The organism is Streptomyces sp. NRRL S-455 (genome assembly GCF_000717875.1).
Taxonomy (GTDB): Bacteria; Actinomycetota; Actinomycetes; order Streptomycetales; family Streptomycetaceae; genus Streptomyces.
The window spans coordinates 68,883-89,796 of record NZ_JOCT01000020.1 but is presented as its reverse complement, the minus strand read 5'-3'; the positions used below and the strand labels follow the sequence as shown (position 1 = coordinate 89,796).

The window sequence follows — 20,914 nt, the reverse complement described above, 5'->3', positions numbered from 1 at the left end:
TGTCTCCTTTCGGCACGCTGTCGTCGCGCGCGGATCACAGTGCCTCCAAGGCGTGCAGGAGCCGTCGCAGCAGTGCGGTGTCGGGCTCGTCCGACGGGGCAGGACGAGGGGCGGGTCCCGGTGCGGCGGACGCGGGGGCGGGGGCAGGGGCGGGAGTTACGGGGACGACCAGCCCGGCGGCGGCCAGGCGGCGGAGTTCGACGAGGGTGTGGAAGGTGCGGCAGGCGAGGGCCGTTGCGATCTGGGCGGCGGTCCGGACACCGTCCACCTGGGCGAGGGTGCGACTGCGGCGGGCCGGCAGGTCCACGGTGCCTCCCTGCACTACCCGGGCGAGCGGGGCGAGGTCGATGGCGGGGTCCGGCCATATGCGGTGCAGCAGTTCACGGCGGCGTCTCGACTCGCGCAGCACCGTGTCCACCGCTACGGGGCGGACCGCGCCCAGCCAGTGCGCGACTCCGGGGCGGAAGCGGAGGGCCGGCGCGTCGTGGGCGAGGACGAAGTACGCCGCGTCGAAGAGGGCGCCCAGGTGGCACAGCTCCAGCGCACCGGCGGCGAGGTGGCCGCTGTCCACCAGTTGACGGCCCACGCGGCAGCCGCGTCCGGCCTGGTCGATCGCCTGCCACCAGCCGTCGGGGGCGAGCGCGCCGCTGTGGGTGAGCAGGTCGCCGAGGTCGGGAGTGAGGGCGGACTCGACGTGGACGACGTGTCCCGCCGCGAGGTAGACGATCCCCGACTCGGTGGACAGGGCGCCGCTCGCGCGCTCCACGGCCAGGGTGCCGAGCAGGGACGAGGCCGGTTCGTCCGTGCGTGGGGTCAGAGCCGATGTGATCATCCGAGCACCAGTCTGTCCGCCATGTCGGCCAGCCGGATGCGGGCCAGGGCGAGATTGCCCTCGGCGCGGTCGAGCCACAGGTGCACGAACACGGTGCTGTCGAAGGTGGTGCTGACGAACCTGAGCAGGTGGTACGAGTCGGCGTTCGTGATGATCAGGTCCTGCACGGGTGGTTCCTTGCCGGACGGCCCGCCCGGGTCGCCGCCGACCGGGGCGAGGGCGCCGCTCTCGGTGGCGAGACGGGCGAGTTCGGCGGCCTCCGCGGCCGCGGCCTCCACGTCTCCCCCCGGTGCGTCGCCCACGGCGCCCAGGGCAAGACCGCTGATCCAGTCGACCACCGATGCCCCTCGCGCGCCGGGCAACCGCATGGCTTCCAGCAGACTCTCGTCGATTCCGGGCACGCCGGATCCCCTCCCCCTGCACGGCCGTTCCCGCGAACGTGAGCACGACACTACGGTGTGTGCTCGGCCCAGGTGAACGCTTTGGCATTTTCCAACGGCATTGTGCAAAAACGGGTGGTAGGGCGAACGAGGTCGGACCAAAGCGAGCAGTGTCAGGCGGCGTGGCGGACGACGGCCCGAACCAGGTGGTCGACGTCGTGTTCCGTGGTGGCGAAGGAGGTCACGAAGCGGACGACTCCCGGCTCCCAGCGGTCGTGGTAGAAGGCGTAATTTTCGGCCAGCAGCCCCTCGGTGATCTGCTGAGGGAGGCGGCAGAAGAGGATGTTGGCGTCGGCGGCGCCGAGCAGTTCCACCCCGGGTACCGCCTTGAGGCCCGCCTGGAGGCGAGCGGCCATGGCGTTGGCGTGGGCCGCGTTGCGCAGCCACAGATCGTCGCGCAGGTAGGCGTCCAGCTGGGCGGCCTGGAAGCGCATTTTGGACGTGAGCTGACCGGCCCGCTTGGCGCGGAAGGCGAGTTCGGACGTGAGCGAGCGGTCGAAGACGACGATCGCGTCGGCTGTCATCGTGCCGTTCTTGGTGGCGCCGAAGGACAGCAGGTCCACACCCGCCCGCCAGGTCAGCTCGGCGGGGGTGCAGCCGAGTGCGGCCACGGCTCCCGCGAAACGCGCACCGTCCATGTGCAGGCGCAGTCCGGCCTCCTCGGCGATGGACCCGAGGGTGCGGATCTCGTCGAGGGTGTAGACGGCTCCGGTCTCGGTGGCCTGGGTGACGCTCACGACGGACGGTTCCACGCTGTGCACGTCACCGGCCTTGTGCCGGGCGGCTGTCCGCAACTGCTCCGGGTCGATCCTGGCGTCGTCGCCGCCGAGCGGGACGAGTTTCGCGCCGGCCGTGTAGAACTCGGGCGCACCGCACTCGTCGTTGTTGACGTGGCTGTCGCGGTGGCACAGCACGCTGCCCCAGGGCGGGGTCAGCGCCGCCAGGCTCAGCGCGTTCGCCGCGGTCCCCGTGGAGACGAGCAGGACATCGACGTCACGCTCGAATATCTCGCTCAGCCTGCGCTCGACCGCGGCCGTGGTGTCGTCCGTCCCGTAGGGCAGGGCCGGGCCGGTGGCGACCGCGGCCATCGCTTCGACGATCTCCGGCGAGCCGCCGGCGACGTTGTCGCTGCTGAAGATGCGTGCCGTCGGGGTGGTCGTGGTGGCGCTCATGGTGAAGGTCCTCAGCGATCTCGTTCGGGCCGTCTGGCGGCGGTGGAGGTTGGCGGTCGCCGGGCTGCCGGATCAGGTGCCGCGGCGGTCCACAGGTGGGGCGGACGGCAGTGCCGGGACAGGTGCCGCGGCGGTCCACCGGTGGGGCGGACGACCGTGCCGGGACAGGTGCCGCGACCGTCCACCGGTGAGGCAGGCGGCCGTGCCGGGACAGATGCCGCGGCCGTCCACCGGTGGGGCAGGCGGCCGTGCCGGGTCAGGTGCCGCGGCCGTCCGCCGGTGGGGCGGGCGGCCGTGCCGGGTCCGCCGCGGCGATGAGCTGACGCAGCGCGCCGTAGTAGACCTCGTCGTCGGTGACGGCGGGCACGATCGCGGCCAGGTGGCCGGTCAGTGTGGGGAAGTCCTCCGGGTCGAGCGCGGCGAGGGCGGCTCGGGTGGCGCCCTGGGCGGCCTTGACGTCGTGGTGGTCCACGAAGCCGGCGCTGCCGAGGGTGAGCAGGTACATCCGCCGGTAGGCGGTGATCGCCTCCTCGGGCGTCATGCCCGCGGCGAGACTGTCGGCGAGCTGCGGCTCGACCAGGCGGGCCAGCAGGTGTGGCCCGAGCCAGGGCCGTGTACCGCGCAGGGCGAGCAGCCCCGGACGGTCCGCCAGCAGCCGGTGGAGCGCGGTGAACCGGGCCTCGGTGGCGGCGGCCCAGTCGGCGTGCGGCGCCGCTTCGGGCAACTGGGCGGCCAGGTGGTCGAGGCACAGGTCCAGCAGTCCGGCCAGGTCGACGCACCGACGCTGCAGCGAGGCGAGGGAGATCCCCAGCCGCGCCGCCAGGGCACGGAAGGTCAGAGCCTCGGGGCCGCCCTCGTCGATCAGCAGGAGGGCCGTTTCGGCGATGCGGTCCGGGGTCGCGCGATCCAGGGAGGGAGAGTGGCGAGGCATGCGAGTCAGCGTACGATACAACGTACCGAACAGCCAGGGCGGGTCGCCCTCGACAGGGCAACCGCCCCCCTGGCATCCCTCAAAGGCGTTCGATGATGGTGACGTTGGCCTGGCCGCCGCCCTCGCACATGGTCTGCAGGCCGTAGCGGCCGCCGGTGCGTTCCAGCTCGTGCAGGAGCGTGATCATCAGCCGGGTTCCGGTGGCTCCGAGCGGGTGGCCGAGGGCGATGGCGCCCCCGTTGACGTTGACCTTCCCGGGGTCGGCGCCGGTCTCCCTCAGCCAGGCCAGCACCACCGGGGCGAAGGCCTCGTTGATCTCGACCAGGTCGATGTCGTCGAGCGTCATCCCGGCCTTCTTCAGGGCGTACGCGGTGGCGGGGATCGGGGCGGAGAGCATGCGGATCGGATCCTCACCGCGCACCGAGAGGTGGTGGACGCGGGCCCTGGGGGTCAGCCCGTGCTCTCGCACCGCCCGCTCGGACGCCACGAGCACGGCCGAGGCACCGTCGGAGATCTGCGAGGAGAGCGCGGCGGTCAGCCGGCCGCCCTCCACGAGCGGTTTCAGTCCCGCCATCTTCTCCTTGCTGGTGTCGCGGCGCGGTCCCTCGTCGTGGGTCACGTCGCCGTACGCGACGGTCTCCCGGTCGAAGCGGCCCTCGTCGATGGCCCGGATCGCCCGCTGGTGGGAGCGCAGCGCGAACTCCTCCATGGCCTCCCGCGAGATGTCCCACTTCCGGGCGATCTCCTCGGCGCCGAGGAACTGGTTGACCGGCCGGTCGCCGTAGCGGGCCCGCCAGCCCGCCGAGCCGGCGAACGGGCCTTCGGTCAGACCCAGCGGTTCGGCGGCCTGGCGGGTGGCGAAGGCGATGGGCACCTGCGACATGTTCTGCACACCGCCCGCCACGACCAGGTCCTGGGTGCCGGAGAGGACGCCCTGCGCGGCGAAGTGCAGGGCCTGCTGCGAGGAGCCGCACTGGCGGTCGACCGTCACACCGGGCACCTCTTCGGGCAGTCCGGCGGCCAGCCAGCAGGTGCGGGCGATGTCCCCGGCCTGCGGGCCGACGGTGTCGAGGCAGCCGAGGACGACGTCCTCGACGGCGGCCGGGTCGACACCGGAGCGCTCCATCAGCGCGGTCAGCGCGTGCGCGCCGAGGTCGGCCGGGTGGACGGCGGACAGTCCGCCGCCACGCCGTCCGACCGGGGTGCGCACCGCTTCGACGATGTAGGCCTCGGCCATGGCGTCTCCTTCTGCGTGTCGGCGCTCTGCGGGTCTGCCTATGAGTCGTGCGGTGCGATGCCCTCCAGCACCATCGACAGGTACTGCCGGGCGATTTCCTCGGGGCTGTGCCGGCCGCCGGGCCGGTACCAGGACGCGGCGACCCAGACGGTGTCGCGCAGGAAGCGGTAGGTGAGCCGTGGGTCCAGATCGGCGCGGAAGACCTTGGCGGTCACTCCGCGCTCCAGCGTGCCCAGCCACACCTTCTCGAACTTCTGCTGCGACTCGACGAGGTAGGCGAAGTGCGGCTGGGTTCCGAGGTGTCTGGACTCCTTCTGGTAGATGGCCACCGCGGCATGGTGCCGGTCGATCTCCCGGAAGGACTCGGTCACCAGGGCCTCCAGCGTCTCCCTGGGGCCCAGCCCGGCGGAGAGCACGGCGTCGTACCGGGCCCAGAGTTCGTCCAGGAAGGTGGAGAGGATCTCGTCCAGCATCGACTCCTTGGAGTCGAAGTGGTAGTAGAGGCTGCCCGCCAGCATCCCCGCCGCGTCCGCGATCTTGCGGACGGTGGTGGCGCTGTAGCCCTGCTCGGCGAACACCCGGGCGGCGATGGCCAGGAGTTCCTCGCGCCGCTCGGGCGGGCTCACCGTGGTCTTCTTGCGGTCGCTGCTGCTGCTTTTCGGCACCGGACCATTCTCGCCTCACGGGTGCTGGCTGCTGACCGACAGGACCTCGCCGGTCAGGTACGACGAGTAGCCGCTGGCCAGGAACACGATCACGTTGGCCACCTCCCAGGGTTCGGCGTGGCGCCCGAAGGCCTCACGGCTGGTCAGTTCCTCCAGCAGTTCGGGGGTGGTGACCTTGGCGAGGTGCGGGTGCATGGCCAGGCTCGGGGAGACGGCGTTCACTCGCACGCCGTACGCGGCGGCCTCCACTGCGGCGCACCGGGTGAGGGCCATGACTCCGGCCTTCGCGGCGGCGTAGTGGGCCTGCCCCTGCTGTGCGCGCCAGCCGATCACCGAGGCGTTGTTGACGACGACACCACCGGCGCCCGCGGCCTTCATGCGGCGCAGTGCGGCGCGAGTGCAGCGGAAGGTGCCGTTGAGGGTGACGTCGAGGACCTTGCTCCACTGCTCGTCGGTCATGTCGACGAGGTCGGCGGTGCCGCCGAGGCCGGCGTTGTTGACGACGATGTCCAGGCGTCCGTGCTGTTTCTCGGCGTGGTCGAACAGCGCTTTGACCTGGTACTCGTCCGTGACGTCGCAAGGCAGCGCGGTGACGCGGTCCGCGCCGAACTCGGCGGCCAGTTCCGCCTCGGACTCCTTCAGGCGGCGGGTGTGTGCGTCGGAGACCACGATCCGGGCGCCCTCCTCCAGCAGCCGCCGGGCGGTCGCGCCGCCGATCCCGGCGCCCGCGGCGGCGGTGATGACCGCACTGCGGCCGGCCAGCAGGCCGTGGCCGGGCACGTACGGCGGTGGAGCCGGGGTCATGGGCGTACCTCCATGTGGAGCTACAGCCGCTGCCGGCGTCGGCAGTGGATGACGGTTCTCGACGGCTGACGCCGAGCAGGTTAATCTACCAAACACTTGTTAGGAAGGAGGGTGATGGACCTCGACTTCACCGCCGCCGAGGACGCCTTCCGCGCCGAGGCCCGGGGCTGGCTCGCCTCCCATGTGCCGTCGGTCCCGCTGCCGTCGCTGGAGACCGCCGAGGGCTTCGCGGCCCACCGGGAGTGGGAGCGCGTGCTGTTCGCCGGACGCTGGTCGGTGGTCTCCTGGCCGGAGGAGTACGGTGGCCGGGGCTCCACCCTCCTGGAGTGGCTGATCTTCGAGGAGGAGTACTACAGGGCGGGGGCGCCCGGCCGGGTCTCCCAGAACGGCATCAGCCTCCTCGCCCCGACCCTCTGCGAGTACGGCACCGAGGAGCAGCGTGCGCGGGTGCTGCCGCCGATGGCGAGCGGTGAGGTGATCTGGGCGCAGGCCTGGTCCGAACCGGAGGCGGGTTCCGATCTGGCCTCGCTGCGGTCCACCGCGGTGCGGACGGAGGGCGGCTGGCGCATCAGCGGCCAGAAGACCTGGTCGTCCCGGGCGGCCTTCGCGGACCGCGCGTTCGGCCTGTTCCGCAGCGATCCGGACGCGGACCGGCCGCACAAGGGGCTGACATACCTGATGTTCCCGCTGGACGCGGACGGGGTGACCGTGCGGCCCATCGGGCGGCTGGACGGCAAGCCCGCCTTCGCCGAGCTCTTCCTCGACGACGTCTTCGTGCCGGACGAGGACGTCATCGGCGAGCCGGGACAGGGCTGGCGGGTCGCGATGAGCACCACCGGCAACGAGCGCGGGCTGACCCTGCGCAGCCCCGGCCGCTTCACCGCCGCCGCCGACCGGCTGGCCGCCCTGTGGTGCTCGGCCGGCGGGCCCGGCGGCACCGCGCTGCGGGACCGGGTCGCCGACGCGGTGATCGGCGCCCGCGCCTACCAGCTGTTCACCTACGCCCAAGCCTCACGGATCGCCGCCGGCGGGTCGGTCGGCGCCGAGTCCAGCCTCAACAAGGTCTTCTGGTCCGAGTTCGACATCGCCCTGCACGAGACCGCCCTCGATCTGCTCGGTCCGTCGGGCGAGCTGTCCGACGAGGCCACGGAGGCACCAGGACACGGAAGTTGGGCGGAGGGGTACACGTTCTCGCTGGCCGGGCCCATCTACGCCGGCACCAACGAGATCCAGCGCGACATCATCGCCGAGCGGCTGCTCGGGCTGCCGAAGGGACGCCGGTGATGCGGTTCCTCCCCGACGACGAGCAGCGGGAGTTCGCCCGCACGCTGGACCGCATGCTGGGATCCGCCGGCACACCGGGCGTCGTACGGTCCTGGGCATCCGGCGACCACGGCCCCGGACGCGCCCTGTGGGCACGACTCGCCGAGGCCGGCGTCTTCGCCCTCGCCGTGCCCGAGGAGCACGAGGGTCTGGGGCTCCTCCCCGTGGAACTGACCGTCGCCTTCGGCGTGCTGGGCCGCCATGCCGTGCCCGGTCCGGTGGCGGAGACGGCCGCCGCCGGTGCTCTCCTCGGCCGGCTCGGGGGTGACCCGGCCCGCCTCTGGCTGCCCCGGATCGCGTCGGGCAAGGCCGTGGCGTCCCTGTGCGTGCTGTCGCCCGGAGGCAGCCCGTACGCCCTGGACGCCGACATCGCCGACGCGCTGTTCGTCGTGGACCACGACACCGTACGCCTCGCGGAATCGCACGGTCCGGTGCAGCCGTCGGCCGACCCGGCGCGGAGGCTGGCCCGTCCGCTCGGCGGAACCGTGCTGGCGCGGGGGCCGCAGGTGGCGGCGGCCGCCGCGCACGCCGCGGATGTCGCGGCCCTGGCCACGGCCGCCCAGGCCCTCGGGCTGGGACGCGCGCTGCTTAAACGCACCGTGGAGTACGTCCGGCGGCGCACCCAGTTCGGTGTGGCCGTCGGCTCGTTCCAGGCGGTCAAGCACCGTCTGGCCGACACCCTCATCGCCCTGGAGTTCGCCCAGCCCCTGGTTCACGCGGCGGCCCTGGCCCTGGCGGCAGGCGATCCGGGGTCCGTTCGCGGGGTCGCCGCGGCGAAAGTGGCGGCCGGTGAGGCGGCCCACGCGTCGGCGCGTACGGCCCTGCAGCTCCACGGCGCCCTCGGCTACACCGATGAACCGGATCTGTCCCTGTGGATCCGCAAGGCCCGCCCGTTGCGCACCGCCTGGGGTGATCCGGCCGCGTGCCGGGCCCGCGTGCTCGCGGCGGCGTCGGCCGGCCCTGGCGGTCTCACGGGGTGGTCCGCAGCCGCCCCAGGGTGGCGTACGCCTCGGTCATGATCCTGTCGACGAGTTCGGCGCAGGACGGCAGGTCGTCTATGAGTCCGCCGACCTGGCCGCAGGCCATCACCCCCAGGTCGGTGCGGCCGTCGACCATCGCGGCCCTGAGGAACATCGGGGTGCCGGCCGCGAGCAGGACCTGACTCCACGTCAGTTCCCGGCCCCGCTTCATGGCCAGGCCGTCGCGCGCCAGACCGGCCCAGCTCATGCCGGATTCCCGCTTGAAGGCGGAGACGTGCCGCAGCGCGCGCAGCAGGGACGCCGCGCGGCCGGAGCGCTCCAGCGTGTCCACGAGGTCGGTGCGCAGCATCCGGTGCGGCAGGCCGTCGACCCTGGTGGTGACGGTGATGTCCTGGACGCCCGCTGCCAGGTAGCGGGCCTTGACGGCGTCGGGGACGGTGCTGTCGGAGGTGAGCAGGAAGCGGGTGCCCATGGCGATGCCGGCGGCGCCGTAGGCCAGTGCGGCCACCAGTCCGCGTCCGTCGCGGAATCCGCCGGCGGCGATCACCGGGATGTCCACGGCGTCCACGACCTGCGGCAGCAGGACGCTCGTGGCGACGCTGCCGGTGTGGCCGCCGCCCTCTCCGCCCTGCACGAGTACGGCGTCGGCGCCCCAGGCCGCGACCTTCTCCGCGTGCCGCCGGGCACCCACGGACGGAATCACGACGACCCCGGCGTCCTTCAGACGGTCCATCAGTTCTCGCCGTGGCGCGAGCGCGAACGAGGCCACTCGCACACCCTCGTCGATGATGATCCGCACCCGCTCCCCCGCGTCCGAGGCGTCGGCCCGCAGGTTGACGCCGAAGGGCGCGTCCGTGCGGGACTTGACCTCGCGCACCGCCGAGCGGAGCTGGTCCGGGGTCATGGTGGCGGACGCGAGGATCCCCAGGGCGCCGGCGCCGGCGACCGCGGAGACCAGTCGGGGGCCCGCCACCCAGCCCATACCGGTCTGGACGAGGGGGGTCCGCACTCCGACCAGCGCGGTGAGGGCGGTGGCGATCGTGGTGTCGCTCATGCGGGCACCTCTCGGGCGCGGGCGCCCTTCGGATCGATGATCTCCCGGATCAGGCGCAGCTCCTCGGCGGTGGGCTCCCGGGTGCGGGGCACCTCGTCCGGGACGGTGAGCGCGAAGCCGGTGGCCTCCGCGACCTGTTCGACCGTGACGCCCGGGTGCAGCGCGCGCAGTCGCATGGTGCGGTCCGGGGTGGCGAAGTCGAAGACGCCCAGGTCGCTGACGACCTCCCGGATGTCGTGGAAGCGGGTGGCCGACGGGCCGGCCTCGGCGGCACGGTCGTAGCCGACTCCGCACACCATGTCGACCCGCTCGACGAAGACCCGTGGGGAGTGCCTCGGCACCCAGTAACTCGTGGGGTTGTTGAGGGTGTTGACTGGTGCGCCCCGTACGCCCAGGAGCTGCCGGGCGGGACGGGCCCAGTCACCGACGCAGGAGATGTTCTGGTTGCCGTGGCGGTCGATCTGGGCCGCGCCCATCATCACGTGCCGCCGTCCCGTGGCGACCAGGGCGAGGTGCTGGCGGTAGGGCAGCCAGCCCTCCACCACCCCGGCGCGCTCACCGACCGCCGGGACGTCGCCGGTCAGCAGCGCCTCGCCGTCGGTCAGCAGCAGGTCGGGTGCGAAGGTGAGCTTCGCCAGCCGGGCGCCGATGGTGGGGACGGTGCCCATGGGGCCGGCCAGAACCTCCCCGGCATGGCGCCAGGCCTCCGCACAGGCGACCACACAGTACTCGGCTCGTGTCACCTCGGTCGTCGCGGTCCACCTGCTCATTCCTGCCGCTCCTCGTGAAAGGCCGTCACCGCGGTCTGGTAGTCCTGTTCGTCGCCGGACAGGAACCGCTCGCTGAACGCACGCCAGGCCTCCGGGTCGCGGGCGGCCCGGGCGTAGGCACGCTGGAACTCCTCGTCACGGTCGTGGTCCGGGACGCAGGAGGTGAAGTGCGCGCCGTTCGGGGTCTGCACGACGCCGGTCACGAAGGCGCGTTTGACCAGCAGCGTCTGCGGGCCCGCCGTCTTGAGCAGGTCGGCGGTGTCCACGATCCGCTCGCAGGCGACGTAGGCCGTGTCGGCGGCCTGGCAGAAGAGGTCGTCGAAGTACGGGTCGGGGCCGAGGTACTGGGCGTTGCCGTGCACGTCCGCCCGGTTGAGGTGGACGAGCGCGGCGTCCAGACGCAGGGCTGGGACCGCGACGAGCTCCTCGCCGTCCTCGTACGGTGAGGTGACGGTGCGCAGGTGCGGATTGACCCGCAGCACGTCCGAGCCGAGGCCGGCGCGGATCGGCAGGAAGGGCAGTCGCTGGGCGGCGGCGGTCAGGCCCCACATGAACATCGCCTCGTCCAGTTCGACCAGTTCGAAGCCGGCGCGCTGCCGAGCGGCGGTGAAGTGGGGTTCCAGCGCAATGGAGTCGAGGGTGACGAAGGGGGCGACGAGAGCGCGGATCCGCCCCGCCGCGGCGAGGAGACCGACGTCCGGGCCGCCGCAGGACACCACGGTGAGGTCCGTGATGCCGGAGCGCAGCAGTGCGCGGATCAGCGCCATCGGCTTGCGGCGCGATCCCCAGCCGCCGATCCCGAGGGTCATGCCGGAGCGGAGCCGGCCGACGACCTCCTCGGCTGTCATCACCTTGTTCCTGCTCATGGGTGCTGCCCCTGGCCGGCGGGCCGGTCCGTGCCGAACGCGGCGCGGACCCGGTCGGCGACGCCGCTGAGGTTGGCCTCGAAGGTGAATCCCTGCTCGAAGCGGTAGCTGCGGCGGACGTCCACCGGGTCGATGCCGTTGATCGCGGCCTTGGCGAGGCGGATCAGCGAGCTGTCCTTGGCGGCGATCTCCCCGGCCAGCTCCAGCGCCGCCGCACGCAGCCGCTCGCGCGGGACGACCCGCCACACCGAGCCGTGACGGTGCAGTTCCTCGGCGGCGGCGGTACGGGAGGTGTAGTAGAGCGCTCGCATCAGGTGCTGCGGTACCAGCCGGGCGAGGTGGGTGGCGGCGCCGAGCGCGCCCCGGTCCAGCTCGGGCAGGCCGAAGGTCGCGTCCTCACTGGCCACGATCGCGTCGGCGTTGCCGACGAGGCCGATGCCGCCGCCCAGGCAGAAGCCGTGTACCGCGGCGACGACCGGGACCTCGCAGTCGTAGACCGCCGCGAAGGCCTCGTAGCAGCCGCGATTGGCGCCGATCAGGGCATCATGGCCGGCCGATCGCCGCACTTCCTTGATGTCGACGCCGGCGTTGAATCCGCGGCCCGTCGCGGTGAGGACGACACAGCGCACGCCGGGATCGGAACCCGCGGCGTGCACGGCGGTGGCGAGGTCGTACCAGCCCTGCACGGGAAGGGCGTTGACCGGTGGGTAGTCCACGGTGACGACGGCCACGCCCTCCTGGGGCCTTGCGGTGGAGACACCCATGAGCGGATCAGCTACCTTTCCACCAAACGTTTGTTAGGCACGAAGGTAGCAGCGGAGCGCGCGCCCCGGGAGGCCCTCATGGCGACGATCACCGATCTGACCGGACGGGTGGCGGTGGTCACCGGCGGCACCCGGGGCGTGGGCGCGGGCATCACCCGGGCCTTGCTGGAGGCCGGCGCCGAGGTGGTGACCTGCGCCCGGCGCCCGGCCGGCAATCCCGCCGAAGCGGCCGGACGCACCGCCCGGTTCCTCCCTCTCGACCTGCGCGACACGGACGCCGTCGGCCCCTTCTTCGAGCGGTTACGCGCCGAGTACGGCAGGCTGGACATCCTCGTCAACAACGCCGGGGGCACGCCGTACCGGCTGCTCGAGGAGGGCGGAGCCGGTCGGCATGCCCGGGTGGTCCAGTTGAACCTGCTGGCCCCGCTGAGCGCATCCCTCGCCGCCTACGAGCTGATGCGCTCTCAGCCGGGCGGCGGGTCGATCGTCATGATCGGCAGTGTCAGCGGCAGCCGTCCGTCGCCCGGCTCGGCGGCCTACGGCGCGGCAAAGGCGGGGCTGGAGCAGCTCGCTCGCAGCATGGCGGTGGAATGGGCGCCCCGGGTGCGGGTCAACACCCTGGTCCTCGGCATGGTCCGCACCGAGCTGTCGCATCTGCACTACGGCGACGAGAACGGCATCGCCGCCGTCGGCCGCACGGTGCCGCTCGGCCGGCTCGCCGACCCGGCGGAGGTGGGCGACGCCTGCGTCTTCCTCGCCTCCGACCGCGCGGCGTACATCAGCGGCGCGAGTCTGCTCGTCCACGGGGGCGGCGAACGCCCGGCCTTCCTCGACGCGGCCACGGCCGGCGACTGACCCGCGGCATCCCGGGCTTCAGACTCCCCCAGGCTTCAGACTTCCCAGGCTTCAGACTTCCCAGGCTTCGTCACGAGAGGACCCGATCATGGCCGGACTGTGCAGCGGACGCGTCGCCGTCGTCACCGGTGCGGGGCGCGGACTCGGCCGGGCGCACGCCCTCGCTCTCGCCGCCGAGGGGGCGAAGGTCGTCGTCAACGACCTCGGCACCGGCCTCGACGGCACCGGCGTCGAGGCCGCGCCCGCCCGGCTCGTCGTCGACGAGATCCGGGCACGCGGCGGACAGGCGGTCGCCCACGACGGGGACATCGCCACGACCGAGGGCGCGGCGTCGTTGGTCCGCACGGCCGTCGAGACCTACGGGCGCCTCGACACCCTGGTCAACAACGCCGGCTTCCTGCGCGACCGCATGCTGGTGAACCTCGACGAGGACGACTGGGACGCCGTCATGCGCGTTCACCTCAAAGGGCACTTCCTTCCGCTGAGGCACGCAGCGGCGTACTGGCGCGCCGAGGCCAAGGCCGGCCGGGTTCCGGCGGCCCGCGTCATCAACACCAGCAGCGGAGCGGGACTGCTGGGCAGCGTCGGCCAGGGCAACTACTCCGCGGCCAAGGCCGGGGTCGTCGGCCTGACCCTGGTCGCCGCCGCCGAACTGCGCCGCTACGGCGTTCTGGTCAACGCCATCGCCCCGGCGGCGCGTACGCGTATGACCGAAGCGGCGTTCGCCGGGGCCATGGCGGTCCCCGCGGAAGGCTTCGACGCCATGGCCCCGGAGAACGTGTCCCCGCTCGTCGTGTGGCTGGGCTCCGCCGCCTCCGCCGGGGTGACGGGGCGCGTCTTCGAGGCGGAGGGCGGCCGCATCACCGTCATGGAGGGCTGGCGCCCCGGCCCCACGGCGGACAAGGGCGCCCGCTGGTCCCCGGCCGAGGCCGGCGCGGCCGCGGTGAAGCTCCTCGCGGAGGCGACGTCGCCGGAGCCGGTGTACGGCGCCCAGTGACCGAGATGGTCACATCGGTGACGCCATCGGGATGATGACGGGGTGGAGCGAAACAATTCGACGCCGATGCCGAATGCTGCGAGGGCTATTGACGCCTCGTCAGGGGCTTCTATCATCCAAGACGTTCGACAGGGCAGTTGACGTTCGAGGTACTGAACGCACCTTCTCCCGCACGAGGTTCGGACCCAGCCCCGCACCATTCGCGCACCTCCTCCCTCGGCAGTCCCACCGAAAGGGCGGCACCCGCATGACATGGACAGGTCATAATCTGAGCCGTCGCAGGGCACTGGCCACCACCACCGGTCTGGCCGTCGGCGCCCTGCTGCCCGCCGATCCGGCGAGAGCGGCCGCCACGACGCCGGCCGCCACGTACCCGAACCCGGTGGTCTGGCAGGACTTCGCGGACATCGACATCATCCGCGTCGGGAACACCTACTACTGCTCCGCCTCGACGATGCACTACTCGCCGGGCGCCCCTGTCCTGCGCTCGTACGACCTGGTGAACTGGGAGATCGCCGGCCACTCGGTGCCGGTCCTCGACTTCGGCTCCAAGTACGACCTGAACGGCGGGCGTGGCTACGTCAGGGGCATCTGGGCGTCCTCGCTCGCCTACCGTCCCGCCGACAGGACGTTCTACTGGCTCGGCCAGATCGACTTCGCCGCGACCTACGTCTACACGGCCACGTCCGTCGAGGGGCCCTGGACCAGACACGCGGCCCTGCCGCACGTCTACTACGACGCGGGGCTGCTGGTGGACGACGACAACACCCTGTACGTGGCGTACGGCAACGGCACGATCCACGTGGCCCAGCTGTCCGCGGACGGACGCCGCCAGGTGCGGACGCAGCAGGTGTTCAGCACCCCGTCGAACATCGGCACCCTGGAGGGCTCCCGCTTCTACAAGATCAACGGAAGCTACTACATCTTCCTGACCCGCCCGGCCAACGGCCAGTACATCCTGAGGTCGACCAGCGGCCCCTTCGGCCCCTACACACTGCGGCAGGTCCTGCTCGACCTGCCCGGACCGATCTCCGGCGGAGGCGTGCCGCACCAGGGCGGGCTGGTGCGGACGCAGGGCGGGGCCTGGTACTACATGGCCTTCGTCGACGCCTATCCGGGCGGCCGCATGCCCGCCCTGGCTCCCGTCAGCTGGACTTCGGACGGCTGGCCGGTCGTCCAGCTCGTCAACGGCGCGTGGGGCAGGTCGTATCCCAGCCCGGTCGTCCCCCCACCGCCCCGGCAGGTCACTCCCCTGACCGGTGCCGACACCTTCGACGGTACGGCCCTCAAGCCCAGGTGGGAGTGGAACCACAACCCGGACAACGGCAAGTGGTCGGTGAACAACGGACTGACCCTGCGCACCGCGACCGTCACCAACGACCTCTACTGGGCCCGCAACACCCTCACTCACCGCATCCAGGGGCCGACCTCCACGGCGACGGTCCAGCTCGACCACTCCGCGATGCGGGACGGCGACCGGGCCGGGCTCGCGCTGCTGCGGGACTCCTCCGCGTGGATCGGGCTCAAGCGTGACGGCGGGACGACGCGTCTGGTCATGGTCGACGGGCTGACCATGGACGGCAGCTGGAACACCACCGGCACCGGGGTGGAGCGGGCGAGCGCGAGCCTGCCGGGCGGCGGCCGGCTCTGGCTGCGGGCGAACGCCGACATCCGTCCCGGAGCGTCCCGGCCCGGCACCTTCTCCTACAGCGCCGACGGGATCAACTTCACCCGCCTCGGTCCCGCTTTCGCCATGGGCAACGACTGGCGGTTCTTCATGGGCTACCGGTTCGCCCTCTTCAACCACGCGACACGGGCGCTGGGCGGCTCGGTCCGCGTGACGCGGTTCGAACTGTCCACCCCCTGAACGCCCGGCCTGACCACGACGGCACATACCACATCTTTCATGCCGTACGCTGCTGGGCCCCGGTCAGGTAGTCGTAGACGAGCAGGCCGTCCTCGCGAAGCCGGGCGCCCGGCGTCGGGACGTGGGCATGCTGCCGTCCGTCGTGCATCAGGTGGTGCACCGATACCCCTCGCGCGAGGACGGCGAAGTCGGCGATCAGGCGGCGGTGGCAGCGCCACCAGACCGATTCACTGCACATCACCGCAGGACGGGCCGCGCCGGCCTCGGCCAGCAGCCGTTCCATCGCGGCGACGAAGCCGGGCGTTCTGGTGTGTGCGGCGTAGCCGCGGAACGAGGTGTTGCGCCAGACGACGTCGGGACTGTCCGGAGGCGGCTTCCGGTACCCGCCCAGATCGGGCTCCCACCGATAGGTGATGCCTTCGGCCGGGAGCCATGCGCCCAGCCGTTGCCGGGCCAGGTCCGGATCGCGGCGGCTGCCCGGGGCGATGCGCACGTCGACCACGCCGGTGACGCCCGCGCCGCGCAGCAGCCGGGCGATCCGCGCTCGGTCGGCGGTGCCGTGTCCGAAGGTGATCAGCAGCGATTCCATGTCCGCGAGGTCGATCGGCGAGGTCGTCTTCGAGTTCACTATGTCTGGGTTTGCCCTGAAGTGACGGCGGCAACCCGGGTACCCGGGATCCGGCACGGGCAGCCGGGCGGAACAGAGGTGTCCGATGACGACTATGGGCGTGGAAGAGGAGTACCTGCTGCTCGACCCGGTCACCGGCCTGCCGGTGCCTCATGCGGACAAGGTCCGGACCGCGGCCGGCCTGGGGCGTCTCGTGGCCGATCAGGAGGTGCAGTACGAGCTGCTTCAGGCGCAGGTCGAGGTGGCCACCCCGGTGTGCCGCACTCTGGAGGAGGTCGGCGGACATCTGCTGCGCCTGCGGCACGCGATCGGCATGGCCGCCGAGGAGTACGGCTGCCGGATCGCGACCTGCGGGACGCCGCCGCTGCGGCACGGCCGCCCGATGGCCGTCACCGACCAGGCCCGGTACCGGGCCATGGTGACTCAGGCGCCGCAGCTGGTCGCCGAACAGCTGGTCAACGGCACGCACGTGCACGTCGGAGTGCCCGACCGGGAGGCGGGTGTGCAGGTCCTGAACCGGATCCGGGCCTGGTTGCCGACGCTGACGGCGATGTCGGCGAACTCCCCGATGTGGGACGGCGGTGACACCGGCTTCGCGAGCTGGCGCACGGTGATCTTCGGCCGCTGGCCGGTCAGCGGCATGCCACCCCACTTCCACGATGTCGCCGACTACGACCGGCGGGTGCAGCGGCTGCTGGACGCGGGTCTGATCTCCGACATCGGTCAGCTGTACTGGCAGGCGCGCCTCTCCTCCCGCTACCCCACCGTCGAGGTGCGCTGCCTCGACGTCCAGTTGAGCGCCGACGAGGCCGTGATGCTCGCCGCCGTCACCCGGGCCCTTGTGGACACCGCTCTGGCGGAGACCGCCGCAGGGGTGCCCGTGCCCGAGTCGGCCCCGGAGCTGCTCCAGGCGGCCATGTGGCATGCCGCCCGCCATGGGCTCGACGACACGCTGGTCAGCCCGGGCGGCGCCGCGCACCGTGCCGGTGACGTGCTGTACGAGTTCCTGCGGCATGTCTCGCCGGCGCTCGAGGCATCCGGCGACAGCCGTCAGGCGACGTCCTTGGTCCACCGTCTCCTCCAGAGCGGAACCGGCGCGGACCGGCAACGCGCCGCCTTCGCGGAGGGTGGCCTCCGGGCGGTCACCGACCTGGTCAGCGGCCAGGGCCCGACGTCGTGACGCTTGCGATGGCCGGCTCCGGCGGGCCGGCGAGGGTTACCGCGGGGCAGGCTGGGAACGCGGTGCGGTCCACGACCCCAGGCGAGATTCGGTGGCGCGATGACCGAGTACGAACGCTCACGCACGATGCCCGCACAGCCCGAGCACGTTTTCGATCAGGCGGCGAACGTGGGTCAGCTGGACACCTGGCTGCCGGAGGCCCTGCACGTGCGGGCCGAGGGCCTGCCCGCCGTCACCGTGCACGAGGACCGCACCGACGAGGACACCTCCGCCTTGCTGCGCGCCCGGCCCGACCGGATGCGGCTCGAGTGGGGCACCCGCGACCAGGGCAGCTACACGGGGTGGCTCCAGGTCGCCGGCATCGGCGGGGGAGCCAGTGAGGTGACAGTGCACCTGTCGTTCTTCGACGACAGCCACGACCCGGGCGGGGCGACGGTGCGCGACGCCTTGGACACCAGCCTCCGGCGCCTGGAGCAGCAGGTGCGGCTGCGCGTCGACCACGCGGCCGGCTGACAGGGGCCGTACGCCATGGCACGCGTCAAGCAGTACGCCGTCGCCGCGTCGGCGCAGTGGACCGACGAGGAGGAGGGCCGGCGCCGTCTGCCCGCCGGTGAGGTGCACGCCTGGGAGCCGGGCCTGAACCAGACCGTCTGCGGGCTGTCTCTCAGCCGCTCCGAGCTCGTCCGTTTCCCGCATGTCGCATGGCCGGACACCTTCCGGGAGTCCGGAGGTGCGGCGGACCGGGTGCGGCGCCAGTGCCCGCGCTGCGCCTCGGTGGCCGGACGCCGTGATCATGACACGCGTCCCCGCTGGCGTCGCGTGAACCCGCGGCCCTGAACGCCACCCATCCGGCCGCGTTTCCGATCCGGCCCGACGGGCACTCGCCGCGCCATGAATCAGAGTCGTCGTCCACCGATCGCCGACAGCTCTCTCGCCCTGCTCACCAAGGGGTACACCTGGCTCCCCGACCGGCGGCGCCGCACCACCGCCCCCCTCGTGCGCGCCCGGCTCATGGGCCAGCACGCCGTCGCCCTGCACGGCCCGGAGGCGGTGCGGTTCTTCTACGACGAGCGGCATGTGGAGCGCGGAACGGCGCTTCCCGGCCCGGTGCTGAGCACCCTGTTCGGACACGGAGCCGTGCACACCCTGGACGGGCGGGACCATCGTGTCCGCAAGGAGATGTTCCTGTCGCTGCTCACCGGTGCGGAGGCGGTCGCCGGTCTGGTGGACCGCGTGGGCCTGGTCTGGGACGAGGCGGTTCAGTCGTGGTCCGGCCGCCGGATCGTGCTCTTCGACGAGGCGAGCCGGGTGCTCACCCGAGGCGTGTGCCACTGGGCCGGCGTCCCGCTCGACGACGCCGGCCCCCTGGCCCGGGACATGGTCGCCATGGTCGACGGTTTCGCCACCCCGGGGCCGCGCCACTGGCGAGCCCGCCGCGCTCGTGCGCGCAGTGAGGCATGGCTGGGACAGCTGGTCGAGGAGGTACGGGCGGGATCCGTCACCGCGCCGGCCGGGTCGGCACTGGACGCGGTGGTCCGGCACCGGGACGCCGACAGCCGGCTCCTCGACCCGCACACCGCCGCCGTCGAACTGATCAACGTCATCCGCCCGACCGTCGCGGTCGCCTGGTTCGTCAGCTACGCAGGCCACGCGTTGCGCTCGAGGCCCGGCATCCGGGAGCGCCTGAAGGGTGACGACCTCTCCTACGCCGTGGCGTTCGCGCACGAACTGCGGCGCTTCTACCCGTTCGCTCCCTTCGTCGGCGGCCGGGCCGTCACCGACCTCGAGTGGCAGGGGGAGCCGATTCCGTCCGGCACGATGGTGCTGCTCGACGTGTTCGGACAGAACCACGATCCCGCCCTCTACGACGACCCGTACTCCTTCGAACCGCGTCGTTTCCTTGAGCGGCCACCCGCACGTGACGAGTTGATTCCGCAGGGCGGCGGCGACCGCGCCGCCGGTCACCGCTGTCCTGGCGAGGACGTGACGATCGCGCTGCTGCGGGCCCTCGGGCCACGGCTGGCCCGGCTGGAGTACGACATGCCCGAGCAGGACCTGCGGATCCCGCTGAACCGCATGCCGACACGCGTACGCAGCGGATTCGTCATCGAGGGCGTCCGCGCTCCCGCGCCCGCCCCCAGGGTGGGGCAGGCGGCGTCCTGAACCCCTGCTGAACCCTCGGGGCCAGCGGGGCGACGGCACCGTGTGCGGGCGGGGCGTCCGTGTACGGTGCCGTCGCCCCGGCGTCAGGAACCCACCGGACTCCGCACCAGGCGACGCCCGGCGGTCACGGCCGCTCCCGCGAGTGCGGCGGCGACAGCTGTCCTGCGCATCGCGGTGCGCCGTCGCCCGCCCCAGCCGCCGTGCACCGCACCCTCTCCCTGAGCCGGTACGTGCAGCGCTCCGTGCGTGGCCGGAGCCTCCTCGTCGTGCGACAGGTGACTCTTGTCGGTCTGCCGGGCCATCGCCCGCTCCGCGAGTGCCGGCGCCATCCGGGACTGGCGTACCAGCGCCCGGCCGGCGGGGCCGACGACCACTTCCCGGCGCGGGCGGTGGACGAGACCCACGATCGCCCGGGCCACCCGTTCGGGGGTGTAGACGGGCGGCATGGCCACCACCTTGCGTCCGGTGTAGTTGGCCGCCTGCTGGAAGTGCGGTGTGTCGATGGTCGCCGGCAGCACCGTGCACACGTGGATGTCCTTCACGCCCTCGACCCTCAGCTGCTGCCGGAGGCTCGACCCGAGGCCCCTGACCGCGTACTTGGACATGCCGTACGGGTGACTGTACGGCTGAGCGACGGCACCGACGATGGACGAGACGTTGATCAACGTGCCGGTGCCCTGCTCCCGCATCACCGGCAGTGCCGCCCGGGCCCCGTACACGTAACCCATCACGTTGACGTCCAGGACCTTGCGGAAGTCCTCCAGCGGTACGTCCTCGAAACGGCCGAAGGCGTTGACGGCCGCGTTGTTGACCCAGACGTCGATCCGGCCGAGCTCCTCCACCGCACGCCGCGCCAGGTCCTCGACCGCCTTGACGTCCGTCGTGTCGGTCGGCACGACCAGGGTCCGTGCCCCACGGTGCTTGGCGCACTCCCGTGCCGTGGCCTCCAGTGCCTCCTCGCGTCGCGCGGCCAGCACCACGGCGCATCCCTTGCGAGCGAACTCCTCGGCCGTGGCCCGTCCGATTCCACTGGACGCCCCGGTCACCACCACCACATGGTTCCGCAGTCGCATCCGCACCTCCTCGCATCTGCCCGAGCCGGGCACCTCGTGCCCGCTTCCGCTGCGGACGGGTACCCGGCGCCCGCCAAGGTCACCTCGGACCGGAGGAGCAGCGCACGCGAGCAGGACCCGCCCCGATGCGGATGGTGGGCGGGTCCTGCTCGCGCGGACCATTGTCGGAATTCGGCGCCGCTGTGGCCACGAGTGAGACTCGCCGATGCGCGCGCGGCGCGCACACCCCGTGTGCGGGGCGGCGCTTCCCGCGCTCTGAGCGCTTCCCCTGGCGCCTCCGGGTGCGACCCCGGGTTATCCCCACCGGCCTGCG

General features: G+C 72.3%; 22 protein-coding genes. 9 read left to right on the top strand and 13 right to left on the bottom strand.

What is annotated here, in order from left to right:
* Nucleotides 1-34: 34 nt before the first annotated feature.
* The 7 genes from IE97_RS0125085 to IE97_RS0125055 all read right to left on the bottom strand — a co-directional run bounded on the left by IE97_RS0125085 (nucleotide 35) and on the right by IE97_RS0125055 (nucleotide 6,081).
* A complete protein-coding gene (locus IE97_RS0125085; RefSeq protein WP_051705097.1) occupies nucleotides 35-832 on the bottom strand; it encodes a hypothetical protein in 798 nt (265 codons plus the stop codon).
* Nucleotides 829-1,233 (bottom strand): hypothetical protein, encoded by a 405-nt coding sequence (locus IE97_RS0125080; RefSeq protein ID WP_030244801.1) that lies wholly within the window; start codon nucleotides 1,231-1,233, stop codon nucleotides 829-831. Before IE97_RS0125080 ends, IE97_RS0125085 begins: the two co-directional genes overlap by 4 nt.
* Before the next feature lie 152 nt (nucleotides 1,234-1,385).
* Nucleotides 1,386-2,444: a threonine aldolase family protein gene (locus IE97_RS0125075; RefSeq protein WP_030244799.1), complete on the bottom strand. Its 1,059-nt coding sequence runs from the start codon at nucleotides 2,442-2,444 to the stop codon at nucleotides 1,386-1,388.
* Nucleotides 2,445-2,700: 256 nt separating this feature from the next.
* Nucleotides 2,701-3,375, bottom strand: coding sequence for a TetR/AcrR family transcriptional regulator (locus IE97_RS0125070; RefSeq protein ID WP_051705096.1), 675 nt, complete (start codon nucleotides 3,373-3,375; stop codon nucleotides 2,701-2,703).
* Between the two features lie 79 nt (nucleotides 3,376-3,454).
* Nucleotides 3,455-4,612 carry an acetyl-CoA C-acetyltransferase gene (locus IE97_RS0125065; RefSeq protein WP_030244792.1) on the bottom strand — a complete coding sequence of 386 codons (1,158 nt, stop codon included), beginning with the start codon at nucleotides 4,610-4,612 and terminating at the stop codon, nucleotides 3,455-3,457.
* Between the two features lie 38 nt (nucleotides 4,613-4,650).
* Complete coding sequence (locus IE97_RS0125060) at nucleotides 4,651-5,277, bottom strand: TetR/AcrR family transcriptional regulator (protein ID WP_030244789.1); 627 nt, start codon at nucleotides 5,275-5,277, stop codon at nucleotides 4,651-4,653.
* A 15-nt stretch (nucleotides 5,278-5,292) separates the two neighbouring features.
* A complete protein-coding gene (locus IE97_RS0125055; RefSeq protein WP_030244785.1) occupies nucleotides 5,293-6,081 on the bottom strand; it encodes an SDR family oxidoreductase in 789 nt (262 codons plus the stop codon).
* A 114-nt stretch (nucleotides 6,082-6,195) separates the two neighbouring features.
* Here IE97_RS0125055 and IE97_RS0125050 point away from each other — a divergent pair, with 114 nt between their 5' ends.
* Nucleotides 6,196-7,365: an acyl-CoA dehydrogenase family protein gene (locus IE97_RS0125050; protein ID WP_030244780.1), complete on the top strand. Its 1,170-nt coding sequence runs from the start codon at nucleotides 6,196-6,198 to the stop codon at nucleotides 7,363-7,365.
* The gene (locus IE97_RS0125045) at nucleotides 7,365-8,423 is read left to right on the top strand and encodes an acyl-CoA dehydrogenase family protein (protein WP_078603367.1); all 1,059 of its coding nucleotides are present in this window, start codon (nucleotides 7,365-7,367) and stop codon (nucleotides 8,421-8,423) included. Before IE97_RS0125050 ends, IE97_RS0125045 begins: the two co-directional genes overlap by 1 nt.
* Here the strand turns inward: IE97_RS0125045 and IE97_RS0125040 are convergent.
* Genes IE97_RS0125040 through IE97_RS0125025 form a run of 4 tightly spaced genes read right to left on the bottom strand, consistent with a single transcriptional unit; the run spans nucleotide 8,374 to nucleotide 11,838 of the window.
* Complete coding sequence (locus IE97_RS0125040) at nucleotides 8,374-9,438, bottom strand: NAD(P)H-dependent flavin oxidoreductase (protein ID WP_030244774.1); 1,065 nt, start codon at nucleotides 9,436-9,438, stop codon at nucleotides 8,374-8,376. The two genes, IE97_RS0125045 and IE97_RS0125040, sit on opposite strands and share 50 nt — an antisense overlap.
* Entirely contained in the window at nucleotides 9,435-10,208 is a 774-nt protein-coding gene (locus IE97_RS0125035; RefSeq protein ID WP_030244772.1) for a CoA-transferase subunit beta, read from the bottom strand. The genes IE97_RS0125040 and IE97_RS0125035 overlap by 4 nt, the downstream gene beginning before the upstream one ends.
* Nucleotides 10,205-11,074, bottom strand: coding sequence for a CoA transferase subunit A (locus IE97_RS0125030; protein WP_030244769.1), 870 nt, complete (start codon nucleotides 11,072-11,074; stop codon nucleotides 10,205-10,207). The genes IE97_RS0125035 and IE97_RS0125030 overlap by 4 nt, the downstream gene beginning before the upstream one ends.
* Nucleotides 11,071-11,838 carry an enoyl-CoA hydratase family protein gene (locus tag IE97_RS0125025; RefSeq protein ID WP_030244766.1) on the bottom strand — a complete coding sequence of 256 codons (768 nt, stop codon included), beginning with the start codon at nucleotides 11,836-11,838 and terminating at the stop codon, nucleotides 11,071-11,073. The genes IE97_RS0125030 and IE97_RS0125025 overlap by 4 nt, the downstream gene beginning before the upstream one ends.
* Before the next feature lie 78 nt (nucleotides 11,839-11,916).
* Here IE97_RS0125025 and IE97_RS0125020 point away from each other — a divergent pair, with 78 nt between their 5' ends.
* From IE97_RS0125020 to IE97_RS0125010, 3 genes are all read left to right on the top strand, one after another.
* Nucleotides 11,917-12,693 carry an SDR family oxidoreductase gene (locus IE97_RS0125020; protein ID WP_030244763.1) on the top strand — a complete coding sequence of 259 codons (777 nt, stop codon included), beginning with the start codon at nucleotides 11,917-11,919 and terminating at the stop codon, nucleotides 12,691-12,693.
* Between the two features lie 88 nt (nucleotides 12,694-12,781).
* Nucleotides 12,782-13,690, top strand: coding sequence for an SDR family oxidoreductase (locus tag IE97_RS0125015; RefSeq protein WP_030244760.1), 909 nt, complete (start codon nucleotides 12,782-12,784; stop codon nucleotides 13,688-13,690).
* Between the two features lie 247 nt (nucleotides 13,691-13,937).
* Complete coding sequence (locus IE97_RS0125010) at nucleotides 13,938-15,557, top strand: glycoside hydrolase 43 family protein (RefSeq protein ID WP_037836277.1); 1,620 nt, start codon at nucleotides 13,938-13,940, stop codon at nucleotides 15,555-15,557.
* Nucleotides 15,558-15,594: 37 nt separating this feature from the next.
* On the opposite strand, the gene IE97_RS0125005 is transcribed toward IE97_RS0125010, so the two are convergent.
* The gene (locus IE97_RS0125005) at nucleotides 15,595-16,146 is read right to left on the bottom strand and encodes a DUF488 family protein (protein ID WP_051705098.1); all 552 of its coding nucleotides are present in this window, start codon (nucleotides 16,144-16,146) and stop codon (nucleotides 15,595-15,597) included.
* 124 nt (nucleotides 16,147-16,270) lie between these two features.
* On the opposite strand from IE97_RS0125005, the gene IE97_RS0125000 reads away from it, so the two are divergent.
* The 4 genes from IE97_RS0125000 (at nucleotide 16,271) to IE97_RS0124985 (ending at nucleotide 19,528) form a co-directional block, all read left to right on the top strand.
* Nucleotides 16,271-17,365, top strand: a complete 1,095-nt coding sequence (locus tag IE97_RS0125000; RefSeq protein ID WP_030244752.1) for a carboxylate-amine ligase — start codon at nucleotides 16,271-16,273, stop codon at nucleotides 17,363-17,365.
* Between the two features lie 99 nt (nucleotides 17,366-17,464).
* Entirely contained in the window at nucleotides 17,465-17,878 is a 414-nt protein-coding gene (locus tag IE97_RS0124995; RefSeq protein WP_030244750.1) for an SRPBCC family protein, read from the top strand.
* Between the two features lie 15 nt (nucleotides 17,879-17,893).
* Entirely contained in the window at nucleotides 17,894-18,202 is a 309-nt protein-coding gene (locus IE97_RS0124990; protein WP_030244748.1) for a hypothetical protein, read from the top strand.
* A 54-nt stretch (nucleotides 18,203-18,256) separates the two neighbouring features.
* The gene (locus IE97_RS0124985; protein ID WP_030244746.1) at nucleotides 18,257-19,528 is read left to right on the top strand and encodes a cytochrome P450; all 1,272 of its coding nucleotides are present in this window, start codon (nucleotides 18,257-18,259) and stop codon (nucleotides 19,526-19,528) included.
* Nucleotides 19,529-19,611: 83 nt separating this feature from the next.
* Here IE97_RS0124985 and IE97_RS0124980 read toward each other — a convergent pair whose 3' ends face one another.
* On the bottom strand, nucleotides 19,612-20,601 hold the full coding sequence (locus IE97_RS0124980) for an SDR family oxidoreductase (RefSeq protein ID WP_030244744.1): 990 nt from the start codon (nucleotides 20,599-20,601) through the stop codon (nucleotides 19,612-19,614).
* Nucleotides 20,602-20,914 lie beyond the last annotated feature (313 nt).

Excerpts from the sequence above, each read along its gene's own strand:
- IE97_RS0124980 (WP_030244744.1), bottom strand. The coding sequence starts at position 20,601 with ATGCGACTGCGGAACCATGTGGTGGTGGTGACCGGGGCGTCCAGTGGA.
- IE97_RS0125000 (WP_030244752.1), top strand. The coding sequence starts at position 16,271 with ATGACGACTATGGGCGTGGAAGAGGAGTACCTGCTGCTCGACCCGGTC.
- IE97_RS0125045 (WP_078603367.1), top strand. The coding sequence starts at position 7,365 with ATGCGGTTCCTCCCCGACGACGAGCAGCGGGAGTTCGCCCGCACGCTG.
- IE97_RS0124990 (WP_030244748.1), top strand. The coding sequence starts at position 17,894 with ATGGCACGCGTCAAGCAGTACGCCGTCGCCGCGTCGGCGCAGTGGACC.
- IE97_RS0125035 (WP_030244772.1), bottom strand. The coding sequence starts at position 10,208 with ATGAGCAGGTGGACCGCGACGACCGAGGTGACACGAGCCGAGTACTGT.
- IE97_RS0125020 (WP_030244763.1), top strand. The coding sequence starts at position 11,917 with ATGGCGACGATCACCGATCTGACCGGACGGGTGGCGGTGGTCACCGGC.
- IE97_RS0125070 (WP_051705096.1), bottom strand. The coding sequence starts at position 3,375 with ATGCCTCGCCACTCTCCCTCCCTGGATCGCGCGACCCCGGACCGCATC.
- IE97_RS0125075 (WP_030244799.1), bottom strand. The coding sequence starts at position 2,444 with ATGAGCGCCACCACGACCACCCCGACGGCACGCATCTTCAGCAGCGAC.
- IE97_RS0125050 (WP_030244780.1), top strand. The coding sequence starts at position 6,196 with ATGGACCTCGACTTCACCGCCGCCGAGGACGCCTTCCGCGCCGAGGCC.
- IE97_RS0125010 (WP_037836277.1), top strand. The coding sequence starts at position 13,938 with ATGACATGGACAGGTCATAATCTGAGCCGTCGCAGGGCACTGGCCACC.
- IE97_RS0125085 (WP_051705097.1), bottom strand. The coding sequence starts at position 832 with ATGATCACATCGGCTCTGACCCCACGCACGGACGAACCGGCCTCGTCC.
- IE97_RS0125055 (WP_030244785.1), bottom strand. The coding sequence starts at position 6,081 with ATGACCCCGGCTCCACCGCCGTACGTGCCCGGCCACGGCCTGCTGGCC.
- IE97_RS0125040 (WP_030244774.1), bottom strand. The coding sequence starts at position 9,438 with ATGAGCGACACCACGATCGCCACCGCCCTCACCGCGCTGGTCGGAGTG.
- IE97_RS0124985 (WP_030244746.1), top strand. The coding sequence starts at position 18,257 with ATGAATCAGAGTCGTCGTCCACCGATCGCCGACAGCTCTCTCGCCCTG.
- IE97_RS0125030 (WP_030244769.1), bottom strand. The coding sequence starts at position 11,074 with ATGAGCAGGAACAAGGTGATGACAGCCGAGGAGGTCGTCGGCCGGCTC.
- IE97_RS0125015 (WP_030244760.1), top strand. The coding sequence starts at position 12,782 with ATGGCCGGACTGTGCAGCGGACGCGTCGCCGTCGTCACCGGTGCGGGG.
- IE97_RS0124995 (WP_030244750.1), top strand. The coding sequence starts at position 17,465 with ATGACCGAGTACGAACGCTCACGCACGATGCCCGCACAGCCCGAGCAC.
- IE97_RS0125065 (WP_030244792.1), bottom strand. The coding sequence starts at position 4,612 with ATGGCCGAGGCCTACATCGTCGAAGCGGTGCGCACCCCGGTCGGACGG.
- IE97_RS0125005 (WP_051705098.1), bottom strand. The coding sequence starts at position 16,146 with ATGGAATCGCTGCTGATCACCTTCGGACACGGCACCGCCGACCGAGCG.
- IE97_RS0125025 (WP_030244766.1), bottom strand. The coding sequence starts at position 11,838 with ATGGGTGTCTCCACCGCAAGGCCCCAGGAGGGCGTGGCCGTCGTCACC.